The sequence below is a fragment of the Amorphoplanes friuliensis DSM 7358 genome (genome assembly GCF_000494755.1).
In the GTDB taxonomy this organism is placed as follows: Bacteria; Actinomycetota; Actinomycetes; order Mycobacteriales; family Micromonosporaceae; genus Actinoplanes; species Actinoplanes friuliensis.
In genome coordinates, this window is sequence record NC_022657.1 from 1,523,621 (window position 1) to 1,549,566 (window position 25,946).

Below are 25,946 nucleotides of genomic sequence, written 5' to 3' on the forward strand. Positions count from 1 at the left end.
CGTGACCCGCGAGGATGCCCCCACAGTTGTGGGCCCTGCTCGACGGCGCCGCGCAGGCCGCCGGCACCCGCGCGCCCGACCGCGTCACCGTGGTCGCCGACGCCGCCGCAAAGATCATCGAGCGCACCCGCCTGCTCGGCCTGATCGGCGGCCGCCGCGACCTCTACCTCGGCCTGCCGTTGCTCCAGGCCTGGGACGAGGCCCACCTGCGAGCGGTCGCCGCCCACGAGCTGGGCCACTACTCACCGCGGCTGGGCCGCCTCGCACCGCTGGCCTACCGCGGCCGGGTGGCTGTCGCCCGCACCGTGCCCCGCATTCCCCGCCGCAACCCCGCGGGCCCGCTGCTCCGCGCCTACGCAAAGTTCTACCGCCGGGTCGACGCCCCGTTCAGCCGCGCCCAGGAGTTGACCGCCGACCAGATCGCGGCCGAATACGCCGGTCGCTCGGCCGCGGCAGCTGTCCTGCGCGACCTGCCGGCGCTCGACGCCGTGCAACGCATCTTCCACGCCGAATACCTCGGCCCCGGCTGGCAGGCCGGCCACGTCCCGGACGACATCTTCGGCGGCTTCCTCCGCGTCCTCGCCGCCCGCGCGGACGACGTCGCGGTCCTGCGCGCCCGCGACCCCGGCACCCCGTCCAGCTGGGACACCCACCCCCCGGTCACCGACCGCCTCGCCGCCCTCTCTCTGAGTACGCCCCCAGCCACGCCCGCGCCCCGCCCCGCCCCGACGGGCACTGCACCCGCCCCCGGCGAGCCGGCCAGGCCCACCGATTCGGGCTCGGAGATCGCAGACAGGCCCGACGTCACCAACAAATCGGTCGACCCGACACGGGCCGCGGACGGATCGAGTGCTGCAAGCGCGCGCGGCGAAGACGACCGGTCGACCCACGGCGCCGGCAACCCCGAGCCGGACCTGGTGAGTGCGGCGGCACCGACCGGCCGCCCGGCAAGCCTCGCTGACGCCCCCACCTCGACAAACCCCGGCGGCCGTGACGATGCGCCGAACGCCTCGGCATCAACAACCCTCACCGATGCGACATCCACGGGCCGCAGTGACTCGTCCACCGCCTCGGGATCCCCGCAGCCCAGCGATGCACCCGGCCCGGCAGCCTTCGGAAACCATGGCGATGCGCCCACCGCCTCGGGATCTTCGGACCATGGCGATGCGCCCACCGCGACGGCCTTCGGGGACCGCGGCGATGCGTCCGCCTCGGCGATCTCCGAGGGCCGCGACGGTGTGTCCACCGCGGCCGCGTCCGGGGGTCGCGGCGGTGCACCCGCCCAGAGGGCATCCACGGGCAGCGACGAGCCATCCGAGCGGGTCGGTCGCGGCGAGGCGCCAGCAGGCGGGGCGGAGCTGGGTGGGCGGACCTCGCCCGAGGCCGGCGGTCCAGGGGCGCCCGCCGGGGATCTTGTTCCTGATCTTCCGGGGCTCGGGCGGGCCCTGCAGGGGGTCGCGTTCCCGCCGCAGGGACGCACCACCGTCAGCTGGGATGTGTTCTTCGGGGCCGCGCGCACCGTGGAGATGCAGCGTGAGGCCGAGGCCGCCCTGGTCACGATCTCCCGGGCCGCGGGGGCGCCTGTCGGCAACGCCGCGGACGTGCTCGATCTCGCTTCGGACGGGCGGCTGCACAAGGCCGCGGAGTCGGTTTTCACCGGGCTTTCCGCTGAGGAGACCGCCAGCCGGGTCGCTGAGCTGGTCACGTTGCTGCTCGCGCTGGCCGCGTTGCACAGTGACGCCGCGCGGTGGCGGCACAGCTGGACGGGGACCGCCGAGCTGGTGGCTGCCGATGGTGCGCATCTTGATCTCGGTGGGCTGGCCGCGCTGGCGAGCGATCCGGCGACGGTCGGCACGGCGCGGGAGCGGCTGGCCGAGCTGGGGATCGATCCTGCGGCCGAGCCCGGCGCCGACGTCGCGCGGACGCGGCCCGAGGTGGTCGGTGGTGTGGTCAATCTGGTGGTCGACGGGTCGCGGACCGATGTGCTGATCGTCGACACCGGACTGTTCCTCGTGCCGGGGCTGCCGCGGTCGCAGAACGGGACGGCGAAGCGGCGGCTGGTGCAGTTCGCCGCGGCGGACGTGCCCGAACGGGACGGTGCCGCTCCCGGCAGCCGGTTCGTGCCGTACGCCGAGGTGGCCGGTGCGACGCGGACCAAGCGCCGGAGCTGGGATCTCAGCCTGCGGAACGGCGGGACGATGAGCGTTCGGGCCGCCCTGGACTCCGACGAATTGCCCGGCGGCTGGGCGGCGCTCGACGACGCCGTCGCGTTCCTGTCTCGTATCAGATAGTTACTGCCACCGCTGAACCGTTGGCACCCCCGTTGCGTGGTGATGGAGGAGACGGTCGCATGTCCGACGCAACTGTCACCGTCTCATCACCAAGCGTCACAATGAGATTCGGCGCCATTCGCTTACCGTTCGCCTTATTGGGTAGAGGAAGGCCACGCGGAGCGGCGATGATCGCCATTGACCAGGGGGGAGGGGCGCTATGGATCGGGGACCGATGGCGCTCTTCGGGGCCATCATTGCGCTTGGCCTCGGACCGGCGATGTGGGTCGGCGCTCAGTTCGGCCAGGTGACGCTGACACCTGACCGGCCGCCGGCAGTGATCTCGAACCAGCAGAACCAGGCACCCGAGGGCGGTTCCGGCGCGGGTGACGCACCGGCCGGCACCGAGGTGATCCGCACCGAGCCCAAGTCGAACAACGAGCCGCTGAAGCCGACGAAGAACTCCCGGCCCGTCAAGACCTCGCCGTCTCCGTCCGCATCGGACGAGCCGTCGGCACCGGTCGACGAGTCGACGCCGCCGGACAGCACCGACCCGGCCGACGAGGAGACCACTCCGCCGACGGAGTCGACCACGCCGCCCGTCGACCCGCCCACCGAGGACGAAGACCCCGACGTGCCGCCGGAGCCCCCGGTGCAGCCGGGCGACGACAACACCGACACCGCGACGCAGGCCGGCGAGTCGTCAGCAGTGTGAGCCGGGTCAGACCAGGCGGCTGAGTTCGACGAGCGGAATCGTGCGGTCACCGGCCTTCGCCTGGTACTCGGCAAAAAACGGGTAGGCGCTGACCAGCCGGGCCCACTCGGCGTCGTAGTCGTCGCCGGTCAGCGGTGTCGCCGTGGCCGTGAACGATTCGCCCGGCAGTTCGACGGTCACCACCGGGTCGGCGATCAGGTTCCGGAACCACAGGGGGTCGGTCGCCGCCCCTTTGTTGGAGGCGATGACCAGGAGACGGTCGTCGTGGCGTACGTACATGATCGGGCTCGTCCGGGGTTGGCCTGTCCGTCGGCCGGCTGTGGTCAGAAGCAGCAGCGGCCGGTTGGTCATCGAGGCGCCACCGTCGGCCCGGAACTGGTCGATGAGCTGACGGTTGTGAGCGAGCAGATCGTCGGGCATCGTCATACCCTCATCCTTCCGGCCCGGTGGCCGAGTACAAGTCAGCCAGACCGCGGGCGGTCTCGGCGAAGCGTTCGCGCAGCTCCGGCGGGTCGAGCACTTCGACGTCGGCGCCCAGCTTGAGCAGTTCGATGTGGCCGTGGCGAACCGATTCGATGGGCACGGTCGTGGTGAGCCGCCCGTCCGCGCCGACCGGTCCGGCCGAGGCGCGGGCCACCCGGGACATCTCGGGCGGGAAGAAGTAGGCCATCCGGTCGAGGGCCTCGGGAGTCATGCGTACGGTCGCGCGGGCGGTGTAGACGCTGCTCTCGTAGCGTTCCGTCCACGTCTGCCAGAACGCGGCGAGGTCGAAGCCGGGCGGTCGCTGTGCCGGTTCGTCGAGGAGTTCCGCGTCGAGGACGTTGACCACCCGGTACGCCGTGATCTTGTCCCGGGAGAGAGCCACGAGATACCAGCGGCCCGCTTTCAGGACGACGCCCAGGGGTGACAGCGTGCGGGTCACCTCGCGCGGGGCCTTCCAGCGGCGGTAACGCACCTCGAGCAACCGCTCGCGCCAGACCGCGTCGGCCACCGTGGCGAGGTGCGGGGTGGGTTCGTCGGCCCGGAACCAGCCGGGCGCGTCGAGGTGGAAGCGGTCGCGTACCCGATCGGCTCTGTCCGCGAGCTCACCCGGCAGCGAGGCGCGCAGCTTGAGCTCCGCGGCGGCCAGGACCGAGCCGAGGCCGAGCTCCGCGGCCGGGCCGGGGACACCGGCGAGGAACAACGTCCCCGCCTCGTCGCCGGTCAGCCCGGTGAGCCGGGTGCGGTAACCGTCGAGCAGTTGGTAGCCGCCGGCGGGACCACGGTCGGCGTAGATCGGCACGCCCGAACCGCTGAGTGACTCGACGTCGCGGTAGACGGTGCGGACGGAGACCTCGAGCTCGCCGGCCAGCTCCTGCGCGGTCATCCGGCCGCGCGTCTGCAGCAACAGCAGCAGGGAGACCAGGCGGGACGCGCGCATCCGCTCAGCATGGCACCGGCCGCGTGCTCGGGAGCACGCGGCCGGTCAGGATCGTCCGAGGTCAGAGACCGAGGATCCGGTTCAAAATGTCCCTGTACCCGCGGAGCTGCACCCGCAGCTGCTCGGTGTCCTCGGTGTCGTTGGTGAGCCCGTCACGCTGCGACTTCAGCGCGGCGGTGAGCTTGTCGAACGCCTCGTCGACAAGCTTGGCGGCGTCGCCGGCGGCGTCCTTCGGGCTGTCGACGAAGCGCAGCTGCACCTCACGCCAGCGCTCCTGGAACGACTGGGCGTCGCTCTCGTCGAACACCGTCTCCTTCTTGGCCGCCGGGGCGGTCGCCGGAGCGCTCGCCGGTGCGGCGGCGGCAACAGGCACTGGCACGGGCACAACGGCAGGCTCGGAAACTGCCGGCTCGGAGACAGAAGAGGTGTCGTGCTCGTCGACTGCGGTGTCGCGGTCGTCCTTGTCGAGCGGCGTCTCGGTCACCGGGTCGACGGCCTTCGGGTCGTTGAAGTCACCCTCGTCCTTCAACGCCACGGTTTCGTCGGTGTCGTCCGCGGAGAGGGGCTTGTCCGTGGCCGGGTCGACCGCCGTCGGCTCGTCGAACGTGCCGTTGTCCTTGAGCACGTCGTCGTCCGGGGAGGTGGTCGTGGACTTGTCGTCCAGCGGCAGGTCGAGCTCGTCGGCCGGGCCGCCGTGGTCGTGGCCGTCCACCCGCGTGTGGTCACCGTCGACCCGCGTGTCGTCGCCGTCGGCCCGGGCGTCGTCCTTGTTCCACGGGGTCGCCGCCGGGGCGTCGGGGTCGGGTGCCGCGGTGCTGCCGGCGTACGTGTTGCTGGAGGTCGTGACGACGCTGTCGTCGGGCTGACGGTCGGCGTCGTCCCACCGGTCGTTCTCCGGTGTGGAGGGGGAGTCGGCGGCGGCCGGCGTGGACCAGGGCGACGGCGGCCGCTGGTTCGGGACGGCGACCGGGTCGGACTGGACCTTTTCGGGCTGGTCGTCGTCGCGCGCCTGCTCGTCGGTGGTCTCGCGCGCGTCGTTGGAGAAGAAACGCATGGTCGGGCTCCTCAGCGGCTCGTGGCGTCGGGACGGGAGTTCGCGACGTCGCTGTCGTGGTTGTTGATCTTCTGTTCCGGAACCTTGGGCTCGGACGCGGGAGAGGCTGCGCCTTCGGAGCGGATCGGGTTCTCGCCGAGGAGGTCGGCGAAGAGCGCACGGTAGTGGACCAGAGCCTGCCGCAGATCCTCGGTTTCCGCTTCCCCGCTCTTGCTGCGTTCGCTGATCGCGTGGGCGTCGCGGTAGTGCTCGAGGGTCCGGGCGTGCGCGACGGAGAGGTTGGCGAGCTGGTCGTCGTAGTCCCCCGTCGGGTAGCCGCGTTCGGCGATGAGCTTGGTGACCAGCTCGTCGGCGGTCGAGACAGCCTGCTCGGGGGAGTCCACGAACTGGATCTGCACTTCTTCCCAGGCGACCGAGTACTTCGCCTTGGACTCGGCCGACAGGGCCTTGAGCTCGAACTCGGCGTGCCGCTTCTCGCGCTCACGCAGCTCACGCTCGCCCTCGGAGCGGCTGTCGGCGTCGCCGACGACCCGGTCGTACTCGGGCCCGAACTTGTTCTGCAGCTGCTTGCGGCGGCTGGCCCGGGCGCCCAGGACAACAGCGGCGGCGATCACCAGCAGGACGACAATGAGAATGATCACGACTGTGGGGGACATCGGATTCCTCCTTCTTCAACCCTGGATATGCCCACCTCACCGGGGTCATCAATCCGAATCGACACGCCGACGTGAAAAGGGTCTCGCCAATCTTGAGTTGTTCCAGACGAGGTGCCGGGGTCAGCAGCTGTTTTGTCGTGAGATTGACCGAACCCGCGTTGGACAAACAGGACAGTCGCCGCGTATATGGCACGGTGAGAGCTAGCTCTGATGGCGTCCCTTACGTATCCTGCCGGAGGCGCACGCAGCACGGAAACGGCCGTCACCCCTCACCGGCGGCCTCCTCGTCCTGCGCCGCGCAGGTCCTGCACCCCCTCGGGCGGAGTCTGATGAGAACCCGCAACTGGTCGATCCGTTCGAAGATCATCGCGCTGGTCGCGGTGCCCCTGGTCGCGCTGCTCGCGCTCTGGGGCTTCGCGACGGCGCTGACCGCCGGCCCGGCGCTCAACCTGTTGTCGGCGCAGACGCTGCTGGACACCGTCGGCACCCCCGGCGAGGTCCTGATGGGTGAGGTGCAGCGCGAACGCCGGCTCTCGGTCGAGTTCCTCTCCGACGAGAAGGGCAGTGCCGCGGCGCTCACCGCGCAGCGCGCCTCCACCGACCGGGCCGCCTCCGACTTCCGTCGTCTCGCGTCCGGCGACGACGCCCGCGACGCCGCGTCCGACACCCTCGAGACGCGGATCGCCCAGGTGCTCTCCGACCTCGACGGACTCGCCGCCAACCGCGTGCACATCGACCGCCGCGAGGTCGACCCGATCGGCGCGCAAAATCTTTACAACAGCATCGTGGACAGCGGCTTCCAGATGTTCTCGTCGACGGCCACGTTCGGTGACGAGCGCATCGACCGTGAGATCCGCGCCCTGACCACCATCGGCCGCGGTCAGGAATACCTCAGCCGGACCGACTCGCTGCTCGCGGGCGCGTACGCCGCCGGGCGGGTCAGCGAGGCCGGCCGCGCCGAGCTGCTGCAGTCCATCGGCACCTCCCGCTTCCTGTTCTCCCAGGGTGTCATCGACCTGCCCGACCGCGACCGCACCGCCTACCAGCGCCTGAGCAGCGGCGCCGCGTTCAACCGGCTCCGCGAGCTGCAGGACACCCTGATCAGCGACAGCCGCCCGGGTTCCGCTCTGCCGGTCCCCTCGGCGTCGTGGCAGCCCGCGTACGACTCCTCGGCGCAGCAGTTGCGCGCCTTCGAGCTCAACGCGACCGACTCGCTGGCCGAGGACGTCATGCCGGTCGCGATCGCCGTGCTCGTCCGCCTGGCCCTCGCCGGGCTGCTGGGCCTGATCGCGTTCATCGTCTCCGTGTGGGTGTCGGTGCGCATCGGCCGCTCGATGGTCGGCCGCCTGACCCGGATGCGCGGCGAGGCCCTCGAGATGGCCGGTGAGCGCCTGCCCGCCGTGGTCCGGCGGCTGCAACGCGGTGAGGCGGTCGACGTCGAGGTCGAGACCCCGCCGCTGGCGTACGGCCACGACGAGATCGGCCAGCTCGGCCGCGCGTTCAACGAGGTGCAGCGCACGGCCGTGCAGTCGGCGGTCGAGGAGGCGAACGTCCGCCGCGGCATCAACGAGGTCTTCCTCAACATCGCCCGGCGCAGCCAGACGCTGCTGCACCGCCAGCTCTCCCTGCTCGACAAGATGGAACGCCGCGAGACCGAGCCCGACGAGCTCGAGGACCTGTACCGCGTCGACCACCTGGCCACCCGGATGCGCCGGCACGCCGAGGACCTGGTGATCCTGGCCGGTGCCGCACCGGGCCGCGGCTGGCGCAACCCCGTGCCGGTGATCGACGTCGTCCGCGGCGCGATCAGCGAGGTCGAGGACTACAAGCGGGTCGACATCGTGTCGGTCGAGTCCGCCGCGGTGCTGGGCCGGGCCGTGGGTGATGTCATCCACCTGGTCGCCGAGCTGCTCGAGAACGCCGCGTCCTTCTCCCCGCCGCACACCCGCGTCCAGGTTGTCGGTCAGGTGCTCCCGAACGGCTACGCCCTGGAGATCGAGGACCGCGGTCTCGGCATGTCCCCCGAGGCGATCGCCGACGCCAACCGCAAGCTGCTCGAGCCGCCGGAGTTCGATCCCGCGGACAGCGCCCGGCTCGGACTCTTCGTGGTCGCGCAGCTGGCCGACCGGCACGCCATCCGTGTCTCGCTGCGACCGAGTGGTTACGGCGGCGTGACCGCGGTGGTGCTGGTGCCCGGCGACCTGGTCACGCCCGGCCCGGGTGTCTCCGGTGCCGGCCTGCCCGAGCTGCCGGCCGGCCCGTCGCCGTCCGACAAGTCGTGGGACCGCCCGCTGGTCGGGACGGGCACGGAGGACCCCGCCCGCCGGTCGCTCGCGGCTCTGCAGTGGCAGGGCACCGAGGAGCTGCGCTCGATCTCCGCGAGCGGGCACCCGGTCACCCTCAACGGCACGGCAACGGCCGGACCGGAGATCGTCGAGCCGGCCCGGGACGACGTCGTGCCCGAGCCCGTCGCCGGGCCGGGTGGTCCGACCGCCAGTGCGGTCGTCGACGGTCTCACCGAGGATGGCCTGGTCCAGCGCCGCCGCACCAAGCCCCGCCGGGCCCGGGACGCCGCCAACGGCGAACCCGCGTTGCTCCCGCCCAACCTGACCTCTCCCGCGGGGCTCACGGCGCCGCCCGAGCTGCCGGCGCCCGGCCGCAACGGAAACGGAAGCCGTCCGACGGCCGAGCCGTTGCTGCACGGTGACGGCCCGGCGGTGCTCACACCGCGGATCCCGGCGCCGCGAACCTCACCGGAGCCGACCACTCCGATGTCCGATCTGACCTCAGCGCCGACAGTGCCGCTGCCCAAGGACGGGCCCAAGGACGGGCCCAGGACCGGGCTCAACGACGGACCCAGGACCGGGCTCAACAACGGGCTCAGGACCGAGCCCAAGGACGGGCCCGAGGCAGGGCCGAAGGACGAGCCGGATGCGGACGAGCCGCTGCTGCCGCGCCGCGTCCGGCAGGCCAGCCTCGCGCCGCAGCTGCGCGGCCCGGTCGCCGAACGCGCCGACGCCGGCCCGTCCCGCTCCCCGGAGCAGGTGCGGAGCCTGATGAGCGCCCTGCAACGCGGCACCACGCGGGGCCGCCGCGAGGCCGCCGGGCTCAGCGCGGCCAGGCCCGCCGAAGTGCCCGTTCCTGACAAAGCCGACGTGCCCGTTTCTGACAAACACGAGACGGTACGGGAGCAGGCGTGGTCCGAGGCGGCTACCGTCACGTTCCCGGCTGTGGGACCCGACGCAGGCAAGACCGACGAGAACCCTGAGAACCGGCCGGAGAAGGACGCATAAGTGGCACACACGACTAACCAGAGCGCCAACCTGACCTGGCTCCTCGACGACCTGGTCGACCGGGTGCCGTCGGCGTTGCAGGCGGTGGTGCTGTCGGCCGACGGGCTCATGATGGGCGCTTCGGCCTCGCTGAGCCGCGAGGACGCCGAGCACCTGTCGGCGATGGCCGCGGGGTTCCAGAGCCTGGCCAAGGGGGCGAGCCGGCACTTCCGCGCCGGCCCGGTCCGCCAGACGGTGGTCGAGATGGAGGACGCGTTCCTCTTCGTCACCGCGGCGGGTCAGGGTGCGTGTCTGGCGGTGCTGGCGGCCAGCGACGCGGACCTGGGACTCATCGCGTACGAGATGGCCATGCTCGTCACCCGGGTCGGCCAGACGATGGACGCACCCGAGCGGCCCGCCGGATCCGATGGCCGCTGATCCGCTGCGCGCACCGCACGACTGGCTGGACCACGACGCGGGTCCGGTGGTCCGGCCGTACGCGATGACGCAAGGCCGGGTCGCACCGTCCGGCGGCGAGTTCGACCTTGTCGCTTTTGTGGTGGCGACGATGCCGGAGGCACCACTGTCCCCATCGATGCAGCCGGAGCATCACGCGATCGTCGGCGCGGCGTGGGAGCCGATGTCGATCGTCGAACTAGCCTCCAAACTGGACCTCTCCCTCGGGGTCGTCCGGGTTCTGCTGGGTGATCTACGCTCGGCAGGACTTATTTCGCTCTACGAGCCCCCTGCGGCAACTCAGCCGCACGACGTCGACGTACTCAAGGCGGTTGTCAATGGACTCCGTGCGCTCTGACCGAGACGGCACACGCTCGCGCATCCCGGTCGCGCTCAAGATCCTCATCGCCGGCGGGTTCGGTGCGGGCAAGACCACCATGGTCGGCTCGGTCAGCGAGATCCGGCCGTTGCAGACCGAGGAGGTGCTGACCGGCGTCGAGGGCGCCGACGACACCTCCGGTGTCGAGGCGAAGCGCACCACGACGGTGACGATGGACTTCGGTCGCATCACGATCACCGAGGACCTGCAGCTCTACCTCTTCGGTACCCCGGGACAGGACCGTTTCTGGTTCCTCTGGGACGAGTTGTCGCAGGGTGCGCTGGGTGCTGTGGTCCTCGCGGACACCCGTCGCCTGGCCGACTGCTTCCCGTCGATCGACTACTTCGAGCAGCGCGGTACGCCCTTCGTGGTCGCCGTGAACTGTTTCGACACCGAGCGCCGTTTCGGCGCCGAGGCGATCAGCCGGGCCCTCGACCTCGACGCGGACGTGCCGGTGGTGGAGTTCGACGCGCGGGAGCCCCTGGCCGCCCGCAACGTGCTGATCGAGCTGGTCGAATACGTCGCCCGCCGCCAGCTGCTCGCCGCCGGGGCGCGCTGACTCTCAGCCGTACTGCGGTGGGGAGTAGGGCGTCGTCCAGCCCGTCGGGGTGTTGGTCGGTGTCATCGGCAGGCAGATGAGCCGGGTGCGCAGCTTGGTGTGGATCCTCGTGGACAGCAGTCCGCGGGTGACCAGGTCGTCGGTGTGGCGGTAGGGCCCGCGGTTGAGCCGGTCCATCACGATGGCGTGCGCCTGGTCGGAGCCGAGCCCGGGCAGCCGGGCGAGCTCGTGACCGGGGACGTGGTTGACGTCGACGAGGCCGCCGTCGTCGAAGGTGCGGAGCAGGTCGGGCCGGCCGATGCCGAGCGAGCGGGCCCGCGCCGGGTCGAAGGCCGCGAACTGCCGGGCCTGTTCGCGCAGGCTGCGTCGGTGCGGGCTGTCGCCGGGGTGGGAGGCGAGCACCGCGCCGTGTACGGCCGCGACGACGGCGATGCCGAACATCAGCAGGACGCCCGCGGTTTCCTGGGGGCTGGGGTCGGCGTTGTCGGGCCGGTCCTCGCTGGTCAGGATCAGCACGATCGAGATCACGAAGAGGACGGCGTAACCGAGGGCGAACAGGAACTGGCGGTTCTCCTGGCGGCGGATGCCGGCGTAGACGAAGTAGATCCAGCTGCCGAACGAGCACACCAGGATGGGCAGCACCGCGGCGACGATGACCTCGCCGATCGGGAACCGCCGTCCGGGTGACGTGTACGCCGGTGGTGCGGGAGGTGCGGCACCCCACGGGTTCGGCGGGTGGGCGTACCCGGGTGCGCCGGAGCTGGGCACGGTCTCGGTGACATCGGGCGGCACGTACTGCTGCACGAAGGACGAGGGTGACGTGACGGGCGGCGGGGGCGACACGGACTCGGGTGGGTGCCGGGGTGCGGGGACGCCGTCGCTGTCGGCCCACGGGTCGACGGGCTCGGCGTAGAACGGCTCGCCCCGCAGGATGCGGCGGTGGGTCTCCTGCATCCGCTCGCCCGGCTCGACCCCGAACTCGTCGAGGAAGTAGGCGCGGGCGTCCCGGAACGCCGCCAGCGCCTCGGCCTGCCGTCCACCCTGGTGCAGCGCGATCATGAGCTGGGCCCGCAGCCCTTCGCGCAGCGGGAACTGCTCGACCAGGCGGACGAGGTCGGGCATGAGTCCGGTGTGGTTGCCCCGGGTGAGCTGGATGTCGGCCCACTTTTCCCAGGCGGTGGCGCGCGCGTCGTCGAGCCTGGTGCGGGCCGCCTCGAAGACGGGGCCGGTGAGACCGGCGAGCGCCTCACCGCCCTGCCACAGCGCCAGCGCCTCACGCAGGGTCTCGGCCGCCTCGACGAGCTGCCCGGATCTGCGTTCGGCGGAGGCCCGCGCGACACCGGCCGCAAATTTCGCCGCGTCCAGCGAGCCGGGCTCCACGCGCAGCACGTAACCACCGTTGGTGAGGGCGAGCAGCTCTCCCGGCGTACGCGGGGAGCGGTCCGGGTCGAGGACCCGGCGCAGACCTGCGACGTATTTCTGCACGACGTTGGCGCCGTTCTCCGGCGGCCCGTCACCCCACACCGCGCCGACGATCTGCGGTGTCGGGACGGGCTTGCCCGCCTCCAGCAGCAGGACGGCGAGCACCGCGCGTTGTTTCGCCGGACCGAGGTCGACCTGGTCGTCGCCGCGCAGGGCCCGGACCTCGCCGAGGATCTCGAACCTCAGCGGCCGACCGGCGGGCGCGTTTATCACCGCCACATCCCCCTTGAGCAGCACGTATGCGAAACGGCAGCGGAACGGCAGCCGGCAGCAGCATAGCCGCAGCGGCATGGCAGCACTGTCCCACAGGCTTCACTGCGTCAACCCGACAGGCAGACCGGCGAACCCCGGCTGCCGCGTACGAGAAAGCGATGACCTGATGAATGTTTCGCAGGTTCGGCCGGCCGTCCTCGCAGCACTGTTCACCGTGAGTGTCGCCGTCACCGGCGGCTGCGGCGCCGCCGCCGACGAGGTGGTCGCGAAGCCCACGCCGCTCGGACCGCGGGACGCGCTGCTGAAGTCCCTTCCGGACTTCACGACGGGCAGCTTCCGCTTCGCGGTCACCGGCGAGGTGCCGGCGTCCGGTGAGTTCGACGCGGGCAAGCACAGCTACCGGATCGGTTTCCGCTACAAGCAGCCCGACGCCGGTTTCACCCTCCACTCGGACTACCTGGTCGTGGAGAAGCAGACCTGGATCAAGATCAAATTTACCGGTACGGAGGGACTGACGGGCCTCCCGAAGCTCCCGAAGCGGTGGATGCTGATCGACCCGGCCAAGGTGAAGGACAAGGACAACGTCCCGCTCGGGTACGCGGACGAGACCGACCCCGGTGACGCCGGTGTGGTGCTGCGGGCCGTGGTCGACGCCGAGCAGACCACCGAGGGCAAGTTCACCGGGACGACCGATCTCACGCAGCAGGGCAAGACCGAGATCGTCGCCGCGGACCGGCTGACCGCCCTCGGCGACAAGGCGAAGCAGGTGCCGTTCGAGGCGGCGACCGACAGCAAGGGCCGCCTGACCAGGCTCGTCGTCAAGATCCCGGCGGCCGGGAAGCACAAGGCCGGCAAGTACGAGGTCACCTACACCGACTTCGGCTCGGCACCGACCCCGGTGCCGCCCGCGGCCGACCAGCAGCAGAAGGCCACCGCCGGTGCCTACGAGTTGCTGAACAGCTGACGGGACGCGGAGCAGCGGCAGTCGCGCGGGTTCGACGGGGGTCCGCGCGCCTGTCGCACCCGCGTGATTGGATCGGGGGCATGGGCGCCAATGATGAGTACGTCTTCGTCGGCTGTTACACGGGCGAGAGTGACGGCGAGGGGGAGGGCGTCGCGGTGCTGCGGCGCGACCCCGCGACCGGTGATCTGACCCGGCTGGGTGTCGCCGCCCGCACGCCGTCACCGTCCTTCCTGGCCCAGCACCCGAGCCTGCCGGTGCTCTACGCCGTCAACGAGCTCGACGCCGGCACGGTGAGCGCTTTCGCGGTCGGCACCGACGCTTCGCTCACGCCGCTGGCCGTCCGCTCCACCGGTGGTGCCGCGCCCTGCCACCTGGCGGTCGCCGCCGGGGCCGGGCATCTGCTCGTGGCCAATTACAGCAGCGGCAGCGTCGCGGTGTTCCCGCTGGACGCCGACGGTGTCCCCGGTGAGCGCAGCGATCTGCTCCAGCTGCAGGGTCAGGGCCCGGTCGCCGATCGCCAGGAGGGCCCGCACGCCCACATGGTCTTCCCGGACCCGAACGGCCCGGACGTCCTGATCTCCGACCTCGGTTCCGACCGGATCTGGCGCGCCCGCCTCGACGCGGTCTCCGGCCGGCTCATCCTGGCCGGCCCGGCCGCCGTCGCCGAGCCCGGCACGGGTCCGCGGCACCTGCTGCGGTCGATCGACGGCGCGCTGCTGGCCGTCGGTGAGCTGTCCGGCACCCTCACCTGGTTCCGCCCGGATCCTGCCGACGGGCACCTGCGACCTGTCGGCGGTGAGCCGACCAGCGCGACCAAGCCCAACCAGCCTTCGGAGCTGACCACCGGCCGGGACGGACGTTTTGTCTACGTCGCCAACCGCGGGCCCGACACCGTCTCGGTCTTCTCGTGGGAGCCCGAGGGTGCCTCGCTGCTCACCGAGGTGGCCACCGGCGGCGTCTGGCCGCGCCACCTCACGCTCCTCGGCGACCACCTCTACGTAGCCAATGAGCGCTCACAGAGCGTCACCGTCTTCCGCATCGATCCCGACACCGGCATCCCTTCGTCACAGGGCGAACCGGTGAGCGAGGGGACCCCGACGTGCCTGCTGCGCTGGAACGGGCGTCAAGACGGCAGTTGACCGATAGCGGACGGCAACGGCGTGTCACCGCTTAATGCCGAAATCCGGCAAGCTTCCCGGAACTGTGCGCACCGCTCGGATACGTCCGGATACGCACGGTGATATAAGTATGCAGAATTTCCAATCCGAGTAACTTTCGTCCGAACGTATATGGCATTCAGGTCTTCTGATGCGCAGTATGGAGCGCGTGTCAGGCCGCCATCGCAGAAACTTCAATCTCAGAGGAGCCGGCGTCGTCGCATCTGCGATGGCGATCGTGGTTGTCCTCGCCGGTTCCTGGCTCGGCTATCAGCAACTCGCCGATGGCGGATGCTCGGGTCAGATCAAACTGACCGTTGCCGCCGCCACCGAGATTGCCCCCGCGGTGGAGCAAGCTGCTCAGCAGTGGACCACCGACGGTGCCAATGTCAACGGAACGTGTGTCGCCGTGAACGTCACCGGCGTCAATCCCTCGACCACGGCCGCGGCCGTGGCCGCCAAGCACGGCGTCTCCCTCACCGGTCTCGGCTCCGGCGGCAAGTCCGCCGTGCTGCCGGACGTGTGGATCGCGGACTCGTCCTCCTGGCTGCTGCGCCTGCGCTCCGAGGCCTCGGGCTTCGTGCCGACCGACGGCAAGTCGATCGCGCAGAGCCCGGTTGTCGTCGCCATGCCCGAGCCCGTCGCGCAGCAGGTCGGCTGGCCCGACAAGAAGCTGGCCTGGTCGGACCTGGTCAAGAAGATGACCACCGGCAACTCGCTGCGCACCGGCATCGTCGACCCGACCCGCGACGCGGCCGGCCTGGCCGGTCTGCTCGCGCTGGGCAGCTCCGTCGGCACCGACGCGAAGGCCAAGGCGACCCAGGTGGGCGCGCTTCGTGCGCTGGCCGCGGGCAGCTCCTCGCTGCGTGACGACCTCCTGCAGAAGTTCCCGCGCTCGCTCGACGCGGCCGACCTGGCCAGCGCCGTGAGTGCCGCGCCGCTGTCGGAGGAGGACGTCATCGCGTACAACGCGGAGCGTCCCCAGGTGAAGCTGGCCGCGCTCTACCTCGACCCGGTGCCGCCGCCGCTGGACTACCCGTTCGCGGTCATGCCCGAGGTCGACCTGACCAAGTCCGCGGCTGCCACCGGTCTGCGCGAGGCGCTCCAGCAGCCCTCCTTCAAGAACCAGTTGGCTGCCGTGGGCCTGCGTGCCCCGGACGGCACGGTCGGTGCCGGCTTCGCCGGTCCGGTCGGCGCCCCGCAGGCGTCCCCGGCCGCGCAGGCTCCGGGCGGTGGCTCCGAGGGTGCCGCCGCAGCCGGTCTCGACGCCCGTTTCATCAACCAGGCGCTGGGCAGCTGGGCCGCCATCACCCTGCCGGGCCGCGCGCTCGCCGTCTTCGACGTGTCGGGCTCCATGCTCGACAAGGTGCCGACGGCCGGTGGCGCCTCCCGGGCCGCAGTGACGCGTGGTGCCGCCTCGCAGGGTCTGGCGCTGTTCGACGACAAGTGGGCCGTCGGCGTCTGGATCTTCTCGACCGAGCTCGTGGGCAAGCGGCCGTGGAAGCAGATCGTGCCGATCAGCCCGCTGACCTCGTCGCGGGCCCAGCTCCAGGACTCGATCAGCCAGATCGTGCCCAAGCCCAAGGGCGCCACGGGCCTGTACGACACCGCGCTGGCGGCGTACAAGAACGTGCAGGACACGTGGCAGGCGGGCCGGGTCAACTCGGTCCTGCTCTTCACCGACGGCCAGGACGAGAACCCCGACGGCATCAGCCAGGACAAGCTCGTCGCCGAGCTGAAGCGGGTCCAGGACCCGAAGCGCCCGGTCCGCATGGTCATCATCGGCATCGGACCCGGCGTCGACCGTAACGAGCTCGAGACGATCACGAACGCCACGAGCTCGGGCGGGGTCTTCATCGCCCCCGACCCGGCGAAGATCTCCGACATCTTCCTCGAGGCGATCTCGTCCCGCTCGGGCGCCAAGGGCTGACACCCCGCAGGAGCACCTCGGCCGCCGGATCCCCTCAGGGGTCCGGCGGCCGTTTCAGTTGTCGCTCTTGCCGGTCCAGTCCAGGCACACTGCGACGGCGTCGTCCTCGAGATCACCGCGTACGAAGGCCCGCAGGTCCCCGAGCAGCGACCGTACGGCCTGCAGGGGTGCCAGGGAGCCGGTCCGCCGCATGAAGCGGTGCAGGGCCGCCTCGCCGTACCGGCTGGTCTCCGTCGCGGCGTCGAACACGCCGTCGCTGACGATGAAAAGGCGGTCACCGGCCTGCAGGGTGAAGGACTGCGGCGTGTATTCCGAGGTCTCGAACATGCCCAGCGGGAACTGGGCCTCGAGCGGCCGGTCCAGCACCTCGCCGTCGCGCAGCACCATCATCCGGGGTGACCCGGCGTCGACCGCCAGCAGCTCGCCGGTGTCGAGGTTCAGCTCCAGCAGCAGGGTCTCCACATGTGTGTCGCCGCGGTGCTGGGCGAAGACAGCCTGGTCGGCGAGGGCGGCCTGGTCGGCCAGCTCCAGCCCGGCCCGGCGGGCGTTGCGCAGCGCGAACGTGGCCAGCGAGGTGAGCAGCGCGGCACTCATCCCCTCGCCGTGGCCGTTCAGCACCGTCAGGTAGAGGCAGCCGTTCTGCTCCGCCCAGTCGAAGCTGTCACCGCGGACGGCGTACGAGGGCTCGAGCTGGCCGGCCAGGCTGAACGACGGCCGGACCCGGCTGCGGCCCGGCAGCAGCTCCCACTGCATCTCCGCGGCCAGTGTCAGGCGGGTGGTGCGGGCCGCCACGGCATACCGGTCGGTGCCGGCGGACGCCGCCTGCAACTCGTGGGCCAGCCGGGTGGCGATCTCGGCCAGCTCCGCCCGCGCCTCGTCCGAGGCGGGTGTGGGGGAGAGGCGCAGCACACCCATCCGCTCGCCACGCCCGGTCACGGGCAGGTAGGTGAGATGGCCCGCGGCAATCTCGGTCTGGTGGTCGAAGCAGCGCCACGCCGGGTCACCGGGCTGGGTCACCGCCGGGCCGTCGAGCAGCGGGAGCAGCGCGGCCAGCCGGTAATCGACGAGCAGCAACTCGGCGCCGGCCAGGGCGTACTCCTGGACGATCGCCTCCGTCAGGCACTCGACGATCCGGTCGGCGGGCGCCCCGGCCAGCGCCCGCTGGACGGCGATCAATCGGTCGGACACGGTTTGCACCCCCTCGACACCTTCCGTCGTACGGGTAGTCTCTGCTGCACCATGGCCGAACACCATGGGCCGGACGGGCCGGACCCGATGCGCACCGCGGCAGTCGACGACGCCGCGCCCGCACTGCTCGCCGCGTGGGATGCAGCACGCGAGCGGGCGACGCCCCGGCTGTCCTGGCCCCAGCTCAATGCCCTGCTCGTCGTCGAGCGCCAGGAGGGCATCAATCTTCGTGGCCTGGCCGGGCAGCTCTCCATGATTCTCTCCTCGGCGAGCCGGCTGTGCGACCGGTTGGTCGCTTCGGGCATGGTCGAGCGGGTGCCGGGGCGCCTCGACCGGCGCGAGATTGCGCTCTATCTGACACCGTCGGCCCGCCAGTTGCTGGAACACCTTCGTACCACCCGGCGGGAGATCCTCGCGGAGGTGCTGGAGCGGATGACCCCCACGGGCCGGGCGGCGCTGGTGCGGGGGCTGACCGAGTTCGCTGCGGTCGCCGAGCCCGAAGCTCCGGGTTCCACCGCCGCGCGCACTGCCTGAACGCTCAGGGCCGGCGGGCGAGCCACGCGGCGGGGTCGTCGATCAGCGTCCTGATGACCGAGCCGGCGGCACCCCGCATCGCCGCGTCCGGCCCGAGCGTCGCTGCCTGCAGCTGCACCGGTGACCAGGCCGCTGTCAGCACCCGCCGGCCGGCTTCGGCCGTGATGCTGTCGCGCAGCCAGGGCAGCAGCGAGGCGTAACTGCCGCCCAGCACGATCGTCTTCACGTCGAGCAGGTTGACCACGGTGGCCACGGCCATGCCCAGGGCCGCTCCGGCCGCGGTGAGGGCCGCGAGGGCGGCGGGCTCACCAGCGGACGCCACGACGATCAGGTCCTCGACCGTGGCGACTCCGGCCGCGCGCAGGACGGCTTCCTGACCGGCGTACTGCTCCAGGCAGCCGCGGGCGCCGCAGCGGCAGTCCGGGCCGTCGGGATTGATCGGGATGTGGCCGATCTCGCCGCTCCAGCCGCGGGTGCCGCGGTAGAGCGCGCCGTCGAGCACGATGCCGGCGCCGATGCCGATCTCGCCGGAGATGTAGACGAAGTCGCGGGGCAGGTCACCGCTGCCGAGTTCGCTGAGCGCGGCCAGGTTGGCCTCGTTGTCGACGGTGACCGGCAGGTCCCCGAGGAAGTCACCGATCGCGACGTCCTGCCAGCCGAGGTTGGGGGCGACGCGGACGACACCGTGCGCCGCGACCAGACCGGGCACGGCCAGGGCGGCTCCGGCGATGGTGAGCCCGTCGGCCTCGGCGAGCGCCACGGCCCGCCCGGCCAGGCTGCTCAGCGCGGCGATGGCCGTGGCGGGGTCCGCGAGGCGCTGGTCGCCCGGCTCGACGAGGCGGTGCCGGACCGTACCGGTCAGGTCGATCACGCAGGCGGCCCGGTAGTCGACGTTGATCTCCAGGCCCAGGCCGGCGGGTCCGGCGCCGGCCAGGGTGAGGCCGACCGCGGGACGTCCCGCGCCGCTGCGGGGAGGCGGCTCGACCTCCGTGAGCAGCGCACCTGTGACCAAATCGTCCACCAGGGCGGAAACGGTGGCACGGGTCAGGCCGGTGACAGCGGCAACCGCTGCCCGAGATATCGGATCTGCGCTGTTCGCCACGGTTTGCAGCACGAGCGCGAGATTATGGGCCCGCACGCTCGATTGCCGGACCGGTGACCCCGTCGCACTCATCAACCGGCCCGCCACGTCTTGACAATGCCACACGGCACTCAAATAATTCAACCAATAAACAAATCAGCTCTGTTACGTGGAGGTAACCGTGTCGGTACAGCCCACGCGCGAAGACAAGTTCTCATTCGGCCTCTGGACCGTGGGCTGGACCGCCCGCGACCCGTTCGGTGACGCGACCCGGGCCCCGCTCGACCCGATCGAGGCCGTGCACAAGCTCTCCGAGCTGGGTGCGTACGGCATCACGTTCCACGACGACGACCTCGTCCCGTTCGGCTCGGACGCGCCCGCCCGTGACGGCGTCATCGCGAACTTCAAGAAGGCCCTGGACGAGACCGGCATGGTGGTGCCGATGGTGACCACCAACCTGTTCACCCATCCGGTGTTCAAGGACGGCGGTTTCACCAGCAACGACCGCAGCGTCCGGCGCTACGCCCTGCGCAAGGTCCTGCGCAACATGGACCTCGCCGCCGACCTGGGCGCGAAGACGTTTGTCCTGTGGGGCGGCCGTGAGGGTTCCGAGTACGACGTGGCCAAGGACGTCCAGGCCGCGCTCGACCGCTACGCCGAGGGTCTCAACCTGCTCGCGCAGTATTCCGAGGACAACGGCTACGGTCTGCGCTTCGCCATCGAGCCCAAGCCCAACGAGCCCCGCGGCGACATCCTGCTGCCCACGGCCGGTCACGCGATCGCCTTCGTGAACGACCTCGAGCGCCCGGAGCTCTTCGGCATCAACCCCGAGGTCGGCCACGAGCAGATGTCGAACCTCAACTTCGCGCAGGGCATCGCCCAGGCGCTGTGGCACGGCAAGCTCTTCCACATCGACCTCAACGGTCAGCACGGCCCCAAGTTCGACCAGGACCTGGTCTTCGGCCACGGTGACCTGCTCAACGCGTTCGCGCTGGTGGACCTGCTCGAGCACGGCGGCCCCGGCGGCGGCCCCGGTTACGACGGCCCGCGGCACTTCGACTACAAGCCCTCGCGCACCGAGGACTACACCGGCGTGTGGGAGTCGGCGAAGGCCAACATGCGGATGTACCTGCTGCTCAAGGAGCGGGCGCAGGCGTTCCGCGCCGACCCGGCGGTCCAGGAGGCGCTGGCCGAGAGCAAGGTGCTCGAGCTGTCGAAGCCAACCCTGAACGAGGGCGAGACCTACACCGACCTGCTGAACGACCGCAGCGCCTTCGAGGACTACGACGTCGACGCGGCCGGCGAGCAGGGGTACCACTTCGTGAAGTTGCACCAGCTCGCCATCGATCATGTGCTGCGCGCCAACTGATTCCTGACGGAAGATGGACCCCATGACACTGGTAGCCGGGATCGATTCCTCCACTCAGTCCTGCAAGGTGGTCATCCGTGACGCCGAGACCGGAAAACTGGTCCGGCAGGGGCGGGCGAGCCATCCCGACGGCACGGAGGTGCACCCCGACGCCTGGTGGACCGCGTTGCAGCAGGCCATCGACGAGGCGGGCGGCCTGGACGACGTCGCCGCCGCCTCGGTCGCGGGTCAGCAGCACGGCATGGTGGTCCTGGACTCCGACGGCGAGGTGGTCCGCCCGGCGCTGCTGTGGAACGACACACGCAGCGCCGGTGCGGCCGCCGACCTGATCGACGAGCTCGGCGGCGGCGACAAGGGCCGCCGGGCCTGGGTCGACGCCGTCGGGATCGTCCCGGTCGCCAGCTTCACGCTGACCAAGCTGCGCTGGCTGGCCCGCAACGAGCCGGAGAACGCCGCCCGGGTCGCGGCGGTCTGCCTGCCGCACGACTGGCTCACGTGGAAGCTGTCCGGTGCGCGGGGTCTGGACACCCTCCGCACCGACCGCAGCGACGCCAGCGGCACCCTCTACTGGTCGGCCGCCACCAACGAATACCGCCACGACCTGCTCGAGCTCGGCTTCGGCCGGCGCATCGCCGTCCCGGAGGTGCTCGGCCCCACCGGCATCGCGGGCACCCTGCCCAACGGCGCACCGCTCGGCCCCGGCGCCGGTGACAACGCCGCGGCGGGTCTCGGCGCGGGTGCCCTGCCGGGCGACGTCGTCATCTCCATCGGCACCTCGGGCACCGTTTTTGTCTCCTCCGACGTGTCACCGGACGACCCCAGCGGCGCCGTCTCGGGCTTCGCCGACACGACCGGCCGCTTCCTGCCGATCGTCGTCACCCTCAACGCCGCCCGGGTGCTCGACGCGGCCACCAAACTGCTCGGCGTCGACCACGAGGAGTTGTCCCGGCTGGCCCTCTCGGCGCCCGCCGGTGCGGACGGGCTCGTGCTCATCCCGTACCTGGAGGGGGAGCGGACGCCGAACCGCCCGAACGCGACCGGTGCCATCCACGGCCTGACGCTGCGCACCTCGGACCCGGCCCACCTGGCCCGGGCCGCGGTCGAGGGCATGCTCTGCGCGCTCGCCGACGGGCTCGACGCTCTGGTCGCCCGGGGTGCGACGGCCAACCGGATCGTGCTGGTCGGCGGCGGCGCGCGCAGCGAGGCGGTCCGCAAGATCGCGCCCGCGCTGTTCGGTCTGCCGGTTCTGGTTCCGCCGCCCGGCGAATACGTCGCGGACGGCGCCGCCCGCCAGGCCGCCTGGGTCGCCGTGGGTGGTGACGCGCCGCCCACCTGGTCGGCCGAGGCCCCCGAGGTGTACGAGGACACGAGCGTCCCGTTGATCCGTGAGCAGTACGCGGCCGCCCGCGACGCCGTGATCGACCGGGTGTCCCGCTAACCTCGTCCGCGTGAGCTTGCGGGGAGGACCGGCGCATCGCGCGTACAGCGTGATCGTGTTCGTCGTCCTCGCGTCGCTGGACAATGTCGCGATCGGCCTCGTCCCGCCGCTGTACGGCAGCATCGGCCGGGACCTCGGTGTGGGCGAGGGCCGGATCGCGCTGGCCACCACGGTGATGTTCCTGATCAGCGCGGTGGCCGCGATCGGCTGGGCGTACGCGGGTGACCGCACCGACCGCAAGCCCGTGCTGATCGCCGGAACCCTGATCTGGGTTCTCGGGACGGCCTGGTCCGGTCTGGCCGGCAGCTACCCGTCCTTTCTGCTGTCGCAGGTGCTCGCGGCGATCGGCCTGGGCGGTGTGGCCAGTGTCAGCTTCGCCGTGGTCAGCGATCTGATCTCGCCGCGCCGCCGCGGCCTCGTGATGAGCTTCTGGGGGCTGTCGCAGGGTGTCGGCACGCTGGCCGGGACGCTTGTCGGCGGTCTGCTCGGGTCGTCCGACTGGCGGCGGCCGTTCCTGATCGTGGCCGTCGCCGGTGTTGTCGCGACCGTCGCCTACGTGCTGACCTACAACGTGCCGCGTGGCGACAGCCAGCCGGAGCTCGAGGGGGTCGAGTACGACGAGCGGATCCACCGCGACGACCTGCCGCGGATCCTGGCCCGGCGCACCAACATCTGGCTGATCCTCCAGGGCTTCACGGCGCAGATCGCTTTCGGCTCGCTGGTCTGGCTGCCGGTGCTGTTCCGCGCCCGGGCCGAGGATCAGGGCTACTCCGCGGCCACCGCGGTGATCGTGGGCAGCGTCTTCGCCACGTTGTTCCAGCTCGGCGGGGCGCTGTCGATCCTGGGCGGGCTGGTCGGCGACCGTCTGCAACGGCGTACGCCCCGCGGCCGCGCCCTGGTCGCCGCGGTCGGTGTCCTCGCCGCGGTGCCGTTCTACGTGGTGTTGTTCTTCGTCCCGTTCCGCATCGACGTGCCGGACGGCGGCAGCACGGGCGCGGTCATCAGGGCGATCCTGCGGAACGTGTGGACCGAGCCGACCGTCGGGCTGAGCCTGGCCACCGCCATCTTCGCGCTGGCGCTGACCTCGGCGAACTCACCGAACTGGTTCGCTCTGATCGCCGACGTGAACCCGCCGGAGCACCGCGGCACCGTCTACAGCCTCGGCAACCTGGTCAACGGGTTCGGCCGCGCCGGCGGCAACGCGTTCATCGCGGTGGCCTTCCGGGGGCTGTCCGGCGCCTTCCCGCCACCGCTGAACTACGCGGTCGGTCTCGCCGCGTTCCAGCTGTTCTTCATCCCGACCGGTGTCATGTACTGGCTGGCCGGCCGGACGGTGGCCAGGGACATGGCGGACACCCATGCGGCCCTGGCCACCTACAGCGCAAAAGCGGACGAGGTCAGACCCGCGCCCACACCGTGACGTCCTGCGGGACACGGCCGTCCTCGGTCAGCGGTTCGCTGGACAGCTGCACCCGGGCGTTGAGCGGGAGCTCGGCCGGGGCGTCACCGTAGTTCGTCACCACGAGCAGGTCACCGTTGCGGAAGGCCAGCACGTCCGCCGGGGTGTCGATCCAGCTCAGCGCGCCGATGCCGAGAGCGTGCACGGCCCGCAGGCGCAGCGCGGAGCGGTAGAGCTCGTAGGTGGAGCCGGTGACACCACGCTGGCGGTCGAGGGCGTACTCGGCCCAGACCGCCGGCTGCGGCAGCCAGCTGGCGTCGGCCGGCCCGAAGCCGTACGAGGGGGCGTCGGCCTCCCACGGGATCGGCACCCGGCAGCCGTCACGGCCGCGCTCGGCGTGCCCGGACCGCTCCCAGGCGGGGTCCTGCCGGAACTCGTCGGGGATCTCGGTGGCCTCGGGCAGCCCCAGCTCCTCGCCCTGGTAGAGGTACGCCGAACCGGGCAGCGCGAGCATCTGCAGCGTCGCCGCCCGCGCCCGCCGCAGGCCCAGGCCGACGTCGGGCTGGGGGTCGCCGATGCCGATGCCGTGCTTGCGGGGCTCACCGACCGGATAACCCAGCCGGGTCGCGTGCCGCACGACGTCGTGGTTGGAGAGCACCCAGGTGGTGGGTGCGCCGACCGACGCGTTCGCGGCCATGGTGGAGTCGATGACCTTGCGCAGCGGGTCGGCGGACCAGGGCGCGTCCAGGTACTCGAAGTTGAACGCCTGGTGCATCTCGTCCGGGCGGACGTACCGGGCGAGGCGCTCGGCCGGCTGCACCCAGGCCTCGGCGACCAGGATGCGCTCGCCGTCGTACTCGTCGAGCACGGAACGCCACTGCTGGTAGACCTCGTGCACGCCGTCCTGGTCCCACATCGGGGGCGGCGGGGCACCCTCGGGCGCGAGGCCACCGAGGATCTCACCCGCGTACGTCCAGTCGGCCAGCGTCGCGTCCTTGATCAGGCCGTGCGCGACGTCGACGCGGAAACCGTCCACGCCGCGGTCGAGCCAGAAACGCAGCACCGACACGAACTCGGCGCGGACCTCCGGGTTGCCCCAGTTGAGGTCCGGCTGGGAGACGTCGAACAGGTGCAGGTACCACTGGCCGTCGGGGACGCGTTCCCACGCCGGTCCGCCGAAGACGCTCTGCCAGCCGTTCGGGGGTTCGCTGCCGTCGGCGCCCTTGCCCTCGCGGAAGATGTACCGCTCGCGCTCGGGGCTGCCGGGGCCCGCGGCCAGCGCGGCCTGGAACCACACGTGCTCGTTCGACGTGTGGTTGGGGACCAGGTCGACGATGACCTTGAGCCCGAGGGTGCGGGCCTCGGCGATCATCTTGTCGGCGTCGCCGAGGTCACCGAAGAGCGGGTCGACCGCGCGGTAGTCGGCCACGTCGTACCCGGCGTCGTGCTGCGGGGACGGGTAGAACGGCGACAGCCAGACAGCGTCGACGCCGAGGTCCCGCAGGTCGCTCAGGCGCGCCGTGATGCCCGGCAGGTCGCCCATCCCGTCGCCGTTGCTGTCGGCGAAGGAGCGCGGATAGATCTGGTAGATGACGGCGCTGCGCCACCAGAGGTCAGTGGGGGATGGCATGCCTTCCAGGCTAACCGCGTCAGTCGTCGAGGATCGCGGCGAACCGCTCCTCCGCTAAATCGAGTTGGTCCAGGATGTGGTCCTTGGCGGCGAGCGACAGCGGGGTGTCCGGGCGTCCGACCAGCTCGCGCAGCTTCGGCACCAGCGGACGGTATTTGATCGCCGAGCTGCGGGCCTTGTCGTACGTGGTGTGGATGACACCCACACCGTTGTCCGTGAAGTCCGACACCTTGATGACCCGCGCCCACGGATCGCGGTCGAGACTGTCCGCGACGTGCGCCCTGTACTGCTCGTGCTTGTCGCGTTCGGGGTCGTACTCCGGGTTGGTGACCGACCGGACCAGCTCGGCCATCCGGGGGTTGAACCGCCGGGCCAGTTCGGCGACGGCGGCATCCGTCAGCACCTGGTGACCCAGCGATCCGGGCAACCCGGCCAGCTCGGCCGGGTGGTCCTCGACGGCGTCGTGCAGCAGCGCCGCGGTGAGCACGTCGACGTCCCGGATGCCGTAGTAGCGCATGATCCGGATCGCCACCCGCAGCAGATGGTTGAGGTACGGCTCGCGGACCCGGCGGTCGTCGGCGTGCAGACGGGCCGCCAGCTCCAGCGCCTCCTCGAGCTGCGCCCGGTCGTCCGCGGGCAGTTCCAGCAGCTCGAGGGCGAACCGGTCACGCAGCCCGGCTTCGCCGTACACCTCGGTGATCGCGTGCAACGGCATCGTGAGCAGCATCCTTGGCGCCATGCCGAACAGATATACCGGACCGGAGGCCCCCGTGGGCCCTC

General features: G+C 71.2%; 22 protein-coding genes. 13 read left to right on the forward strand and 9 right to left on the reverse strand.

All coding sequences use genetic code 11. From position 1 onward, the window contains the following. The first annotated feature begins 14 nt into the window (after nt 1–14). Together AFR_RS43420 and AFR_RS07030 are read left to right on the forward strand one after the other, a co-directional pair. The gene (locus AFR_RS43420) at nt 15–2,291 is read left to right on the forward strand and encodes a M48 family metallopeptidase (RefSeq protein WP_084297928.1); all 2,277 of its coding nucleotides are present in this window, start codon (nt 15–17) and stop codon (nt 2,289–2,291) included. Nucleotides 2,292–2,490: 199 nt separating this feature from the next. Then, a complete protein-coding gene (locus AFR_RS07030) occupies nt 2,491–2,985 on the forward strand; it encodes a hypothetical protein (RefSeq protein ID WP_023359208.1) in 495 nt (164 codons plus the stop codon). Between the two features lie 6 nt (nt 2,986–2,991). Here AFR_RS07030 and AFR_RS07035 read toward each other — a convergent pair whose 3' ends face one another. The 4 genes from AFR_RS07035 to AFR_RS07050 form a co-directional block, all read right to left on the reverse strand. Next, complete coding sequence (locus AFR_RS07035; protein WP_023359209.1) at nt 2,992–3,411, reverse strand: nitroreductase family deazaflavin-dependent oxidoreductase; 420 nt, start codon at nt 3,409–3,411, stop codon at nt 2,992–2,994. A 4-nt stretch (nt 3,412–3,415) separates the two neighbouring features. Next, nucleotides 3,416–4,405: a helix-turn-helix transcriptional regulator gene (locus AFR_RS07040; RefSeq protein ID WP_023359210.1), complete on the reverse strand. Its 990-nt coding sequence runs from the start codon at nt 4,403–4,405 to the stop codon at nt 3,416–3,418. A 61-nt stretch (nt 4,406–4,466) separates the two neighbouring features. Continuing rightward, nucleotides 4,467–5,459: a hypothetical protein gene (locus tag AFR_RS07045; protein ID WP_023359211.1), complete on the reverse strand. Its 993-nt coding sequence runs from the start codon at nt 5,457–5,459 to the stop codon at nt 4,467–4,469. Nucleotides 5,460–5,470: 11 nt separating this feature from the next. Then, nucleotides 5,471–6,115, reverse strand: a complete 645-nt coding sequence (locus tag AFR_RS07050; RefSeq protein WP_023359212.1) for a hypothetical protein — start codon at nt 6,113–6,115, stop codon at nt 5,471–5,473. 329 nt (nt 6,116–6,444) lie between these two features. On the opposite strand from AFR_RS07050, the gene AFR_RS43425 reads away from it, so the two are divergent. Genes AFR_RS43425 through AFR_RS07070 form a run of 4 tightly spaced genes read left to right on the forward strand, consistent with a single transcriptional unit; the run spans nt 6,445 to nt 10,781 of the window. Next, nucleotides 6,445–9,408 (forward strand): sensor histidine kinase, encoded by a 2,964-nt coding sequence (locus AFR_RS43425; protein WP_023359213.1) that lies wholly within the window; start codon nt 6,445–6,447, stop codon nt 9,406–9,408. Beyond that, on the forward strand, nt 9,409–9,825 hold the full coding sequence (locus AFR_RS07060; protein WP_023359214.1) for a roadblock/LC7 domain-containing protein: 417 nt from the start codon (nt 9,409–9,411) through the stop codon (nt 9,823–9,825). After that, a complete protein-coding gene (locus AFR_RS07065) occupies nt 9,815–10,201 on the forward strand; it encodes a DUF742 domain-containing protein (protein ID WP_023359215.1) in 387 nt (128 codons plus the stop codon). The genes AFR_RS07060 and AFR_RS07065 overlap by 11 nt, the downstream gene beginning before the upstream one ends. Then, nucleotides 10,182–10,781 (forward strand): GTP-binding protein, encoded by a 600-nt coding sequence (locus AFR_RS07070; protein WP_023359216.1) that lies wholly within the window; start codon nt 10,182–10,184, stop codon nt 10,779–10,781. The genes AFR_RS07065 and AFR_RS07070 overlap by 20 nt, the downstream gene beginning before the upstream one ends. Nucleotides 10,782–10,784: 3 nt before the next feature. Here AFR_RS07070 and AFR_RS07075 read toward each other — a convergent pair whose 3' ends face one another. Then, nucleotides 10,785–12,554: an AfsR/SARP family transcriptional regulator gene (locus tag AFR_RS07075; RefSeq protein ID WP_084297929.1), complete on the reverse strand. Its 1,770-nt coding sequence runs from the start codon at nt 12,552–12,554 to the stop codon at nt 10,785–10,787. An 88-nt stretch (nt 12,555–12,642) separates the two neighbouring features. On the opposite strand from AFR_RS07075, the gene AFR_RS07080 reads away from it, so the two are divergent. The 3 genes from AFR_RS07080 to AFR_RS07090 all read left to right on the forward strand — a co-directional run bounded on the left by AFR_RS07080 (nt 12,643) and on the right by AFR_RS07090 (nt 16,527). Then, nucleotides 12,643–13,440 carry a hypothetical protein gene (locus AFR_RS07080; protein WP_023359218.1) on the forward strand — a complete coding sequence of 266 codons (798 nt, stop codon included), beginning with the start codon at nt 12,643–12,645 and terminating at the stop codon, nt 13,438–13,440. Between the two features lie 80 nt (nt 13,441–13,520). After that, entirely contained in the window at nt 13,521–14,579 is a 1,059-nt protein-coding gene (locus tag AFR_RS07085; RefSeq protein ID WP_023359219.1) for a lactonase family protein, read from the forward strand. A gap of 247 nt (nt 14,580–14,826) precedes the next feature. Next, the gene (locus AFR_RS07090; RefSeq protein ID WP_023359220.1) at nt 14,827–16,527 is read left to right on the forward strand and encodes a VWA domain-containing protein; all 1,701 of its coding nucleotides are present in this window, start codon (nt 14,827–14,829) and stop codon (nt 16,525–16,527) included. A 54-nt stretch (nt 16,528–16,581) separates the two neighbouring features. On the opposite strand, the gene AFR_RS07095 is transcribed toward AFR_RS07090, so the two are convergent. Beyond that, nucleotides 16,582–17,715: a PP2C family protein-serine/threonine phosphatase gene (locus tag AFR_RS07095; RefSeq protein WP_023359221.1), complete on the reverse strand. Its 1,134-nt coding sequence runs from the start codon at nt 17,713–17,715 to the stop codon at nt 16,582–16,584. Between the two features lie 51 nt (nt 17,716–17,766). Between AFR_RS07095 and AFR_RS07100 the strand changes: the two genes are divergently transcribed. Continuing rightward, complete coding sequence (locus AFR_RS07100; protein ID WP_023359222.1) at nt 17,767–18,249, forward strand: MarR family winged helix-turn-helix transcriptional regulator; 483 nt, start codon at nt 17,767–17,769, stop codon at nt 18,247–18,249. A 4-nt stretch (nt 18,250–18,253) separates the two neighbouring features. Here the strand turns inward: AFR_RS07100 and AFR_RS07105 are convergent, their stop codons facing one another. Continuing rightward, the gene (locus AFR_RS07105) at nt 18,254–19,423 is read right to left on the reverse strand and encodes an ROK family transcriptional regulator (protein WP_193786372.1); all 1,170 of its coding nucleotides are present in this window, start codon (nt 19,421–19,423) and stop codon (nt 18,254–18,256) included. 88 nt (nt 19,424–19,511) lie between these two features. Between AFR_RS07105 and xylA the strand changes: the two genes are divergently transcribed. From xylA to AFR_RS07120, 3 genes are read left to right on the forward strand one after another with little or no spacing between them, the layout of a single operon-like run. After that, nucleotides 19,512–20,699: a xylose isomerase gene (gene xylA / locus AFR_RS07110; protein WP_023359224.1), complete on the forward strand. Its 1,188-nt coding sequence runs from the start codon at nt 19,512–19,514 to the stop codon at nt 20,697–20,699. A 22-nt stretch (nt 20,700–20,721) separates the two neighbouring features. Continuing rightward, nucleotides 20,722–22,137 carry a xylulokinase gene (xylB, locus tag AFR_RS07115; protein ID WP_023359225.1) on the forward strand — a complete coding sequence of 472 codons (1,416 nt, stop codon included), beginning with the start codon at nt 20,722–20,724 and terminating at the stop codon, nt 22,135–22,137. A 10-nt stretch (nt 22,138–22,147) separates the two neighbouring features. After that, a complete protein-coding gene (locus AFR_RS07120; RefSeq protein WP_041840669.1) occupies nt 22,148–23,557 on the forward strand; it encodes an MFS transporter in 1,410 nt (469 codons plus the stop codon). Here the strand turns inward: AFR_RS07120 and AFR_RS07125 are convergent. Both AFR_RS07125 and AFR_RS07130 read right to left on the reverse strand, forming a co-directional pair. Then, nucleotides 23,535–25,166 (reverse strand): glycoside hydrolase family 13 protein, encoded by a 1,632-nt coding sequence (locus tag AFR_RS07125; RefSeq protein WP_023359227.1) that lies wholly within the window; start codon nt 25,164–25,166, stop codon nt 23,535–23,537. The two genes, AFR_RS07120 and AFR_RS07125, sit on opposite strands and share 23 nt — an antisense overlap. A gap of 19 nt (nt 25,167–25,185) precedes the next feature. Beyond that, nucleotides 25,186–25,905 (reverse strand): HD domain-containing protein, encoded by a 720-nt coding sequence (locus AFR_RS07130; protein ID WP_041840670.1) that lies wholly within the window; start codon nt 25,903–25,905, stop codon nt 25,186–25,188. Nucleotides 25,906–25,946: the final 41 nt, after the last annotated feature.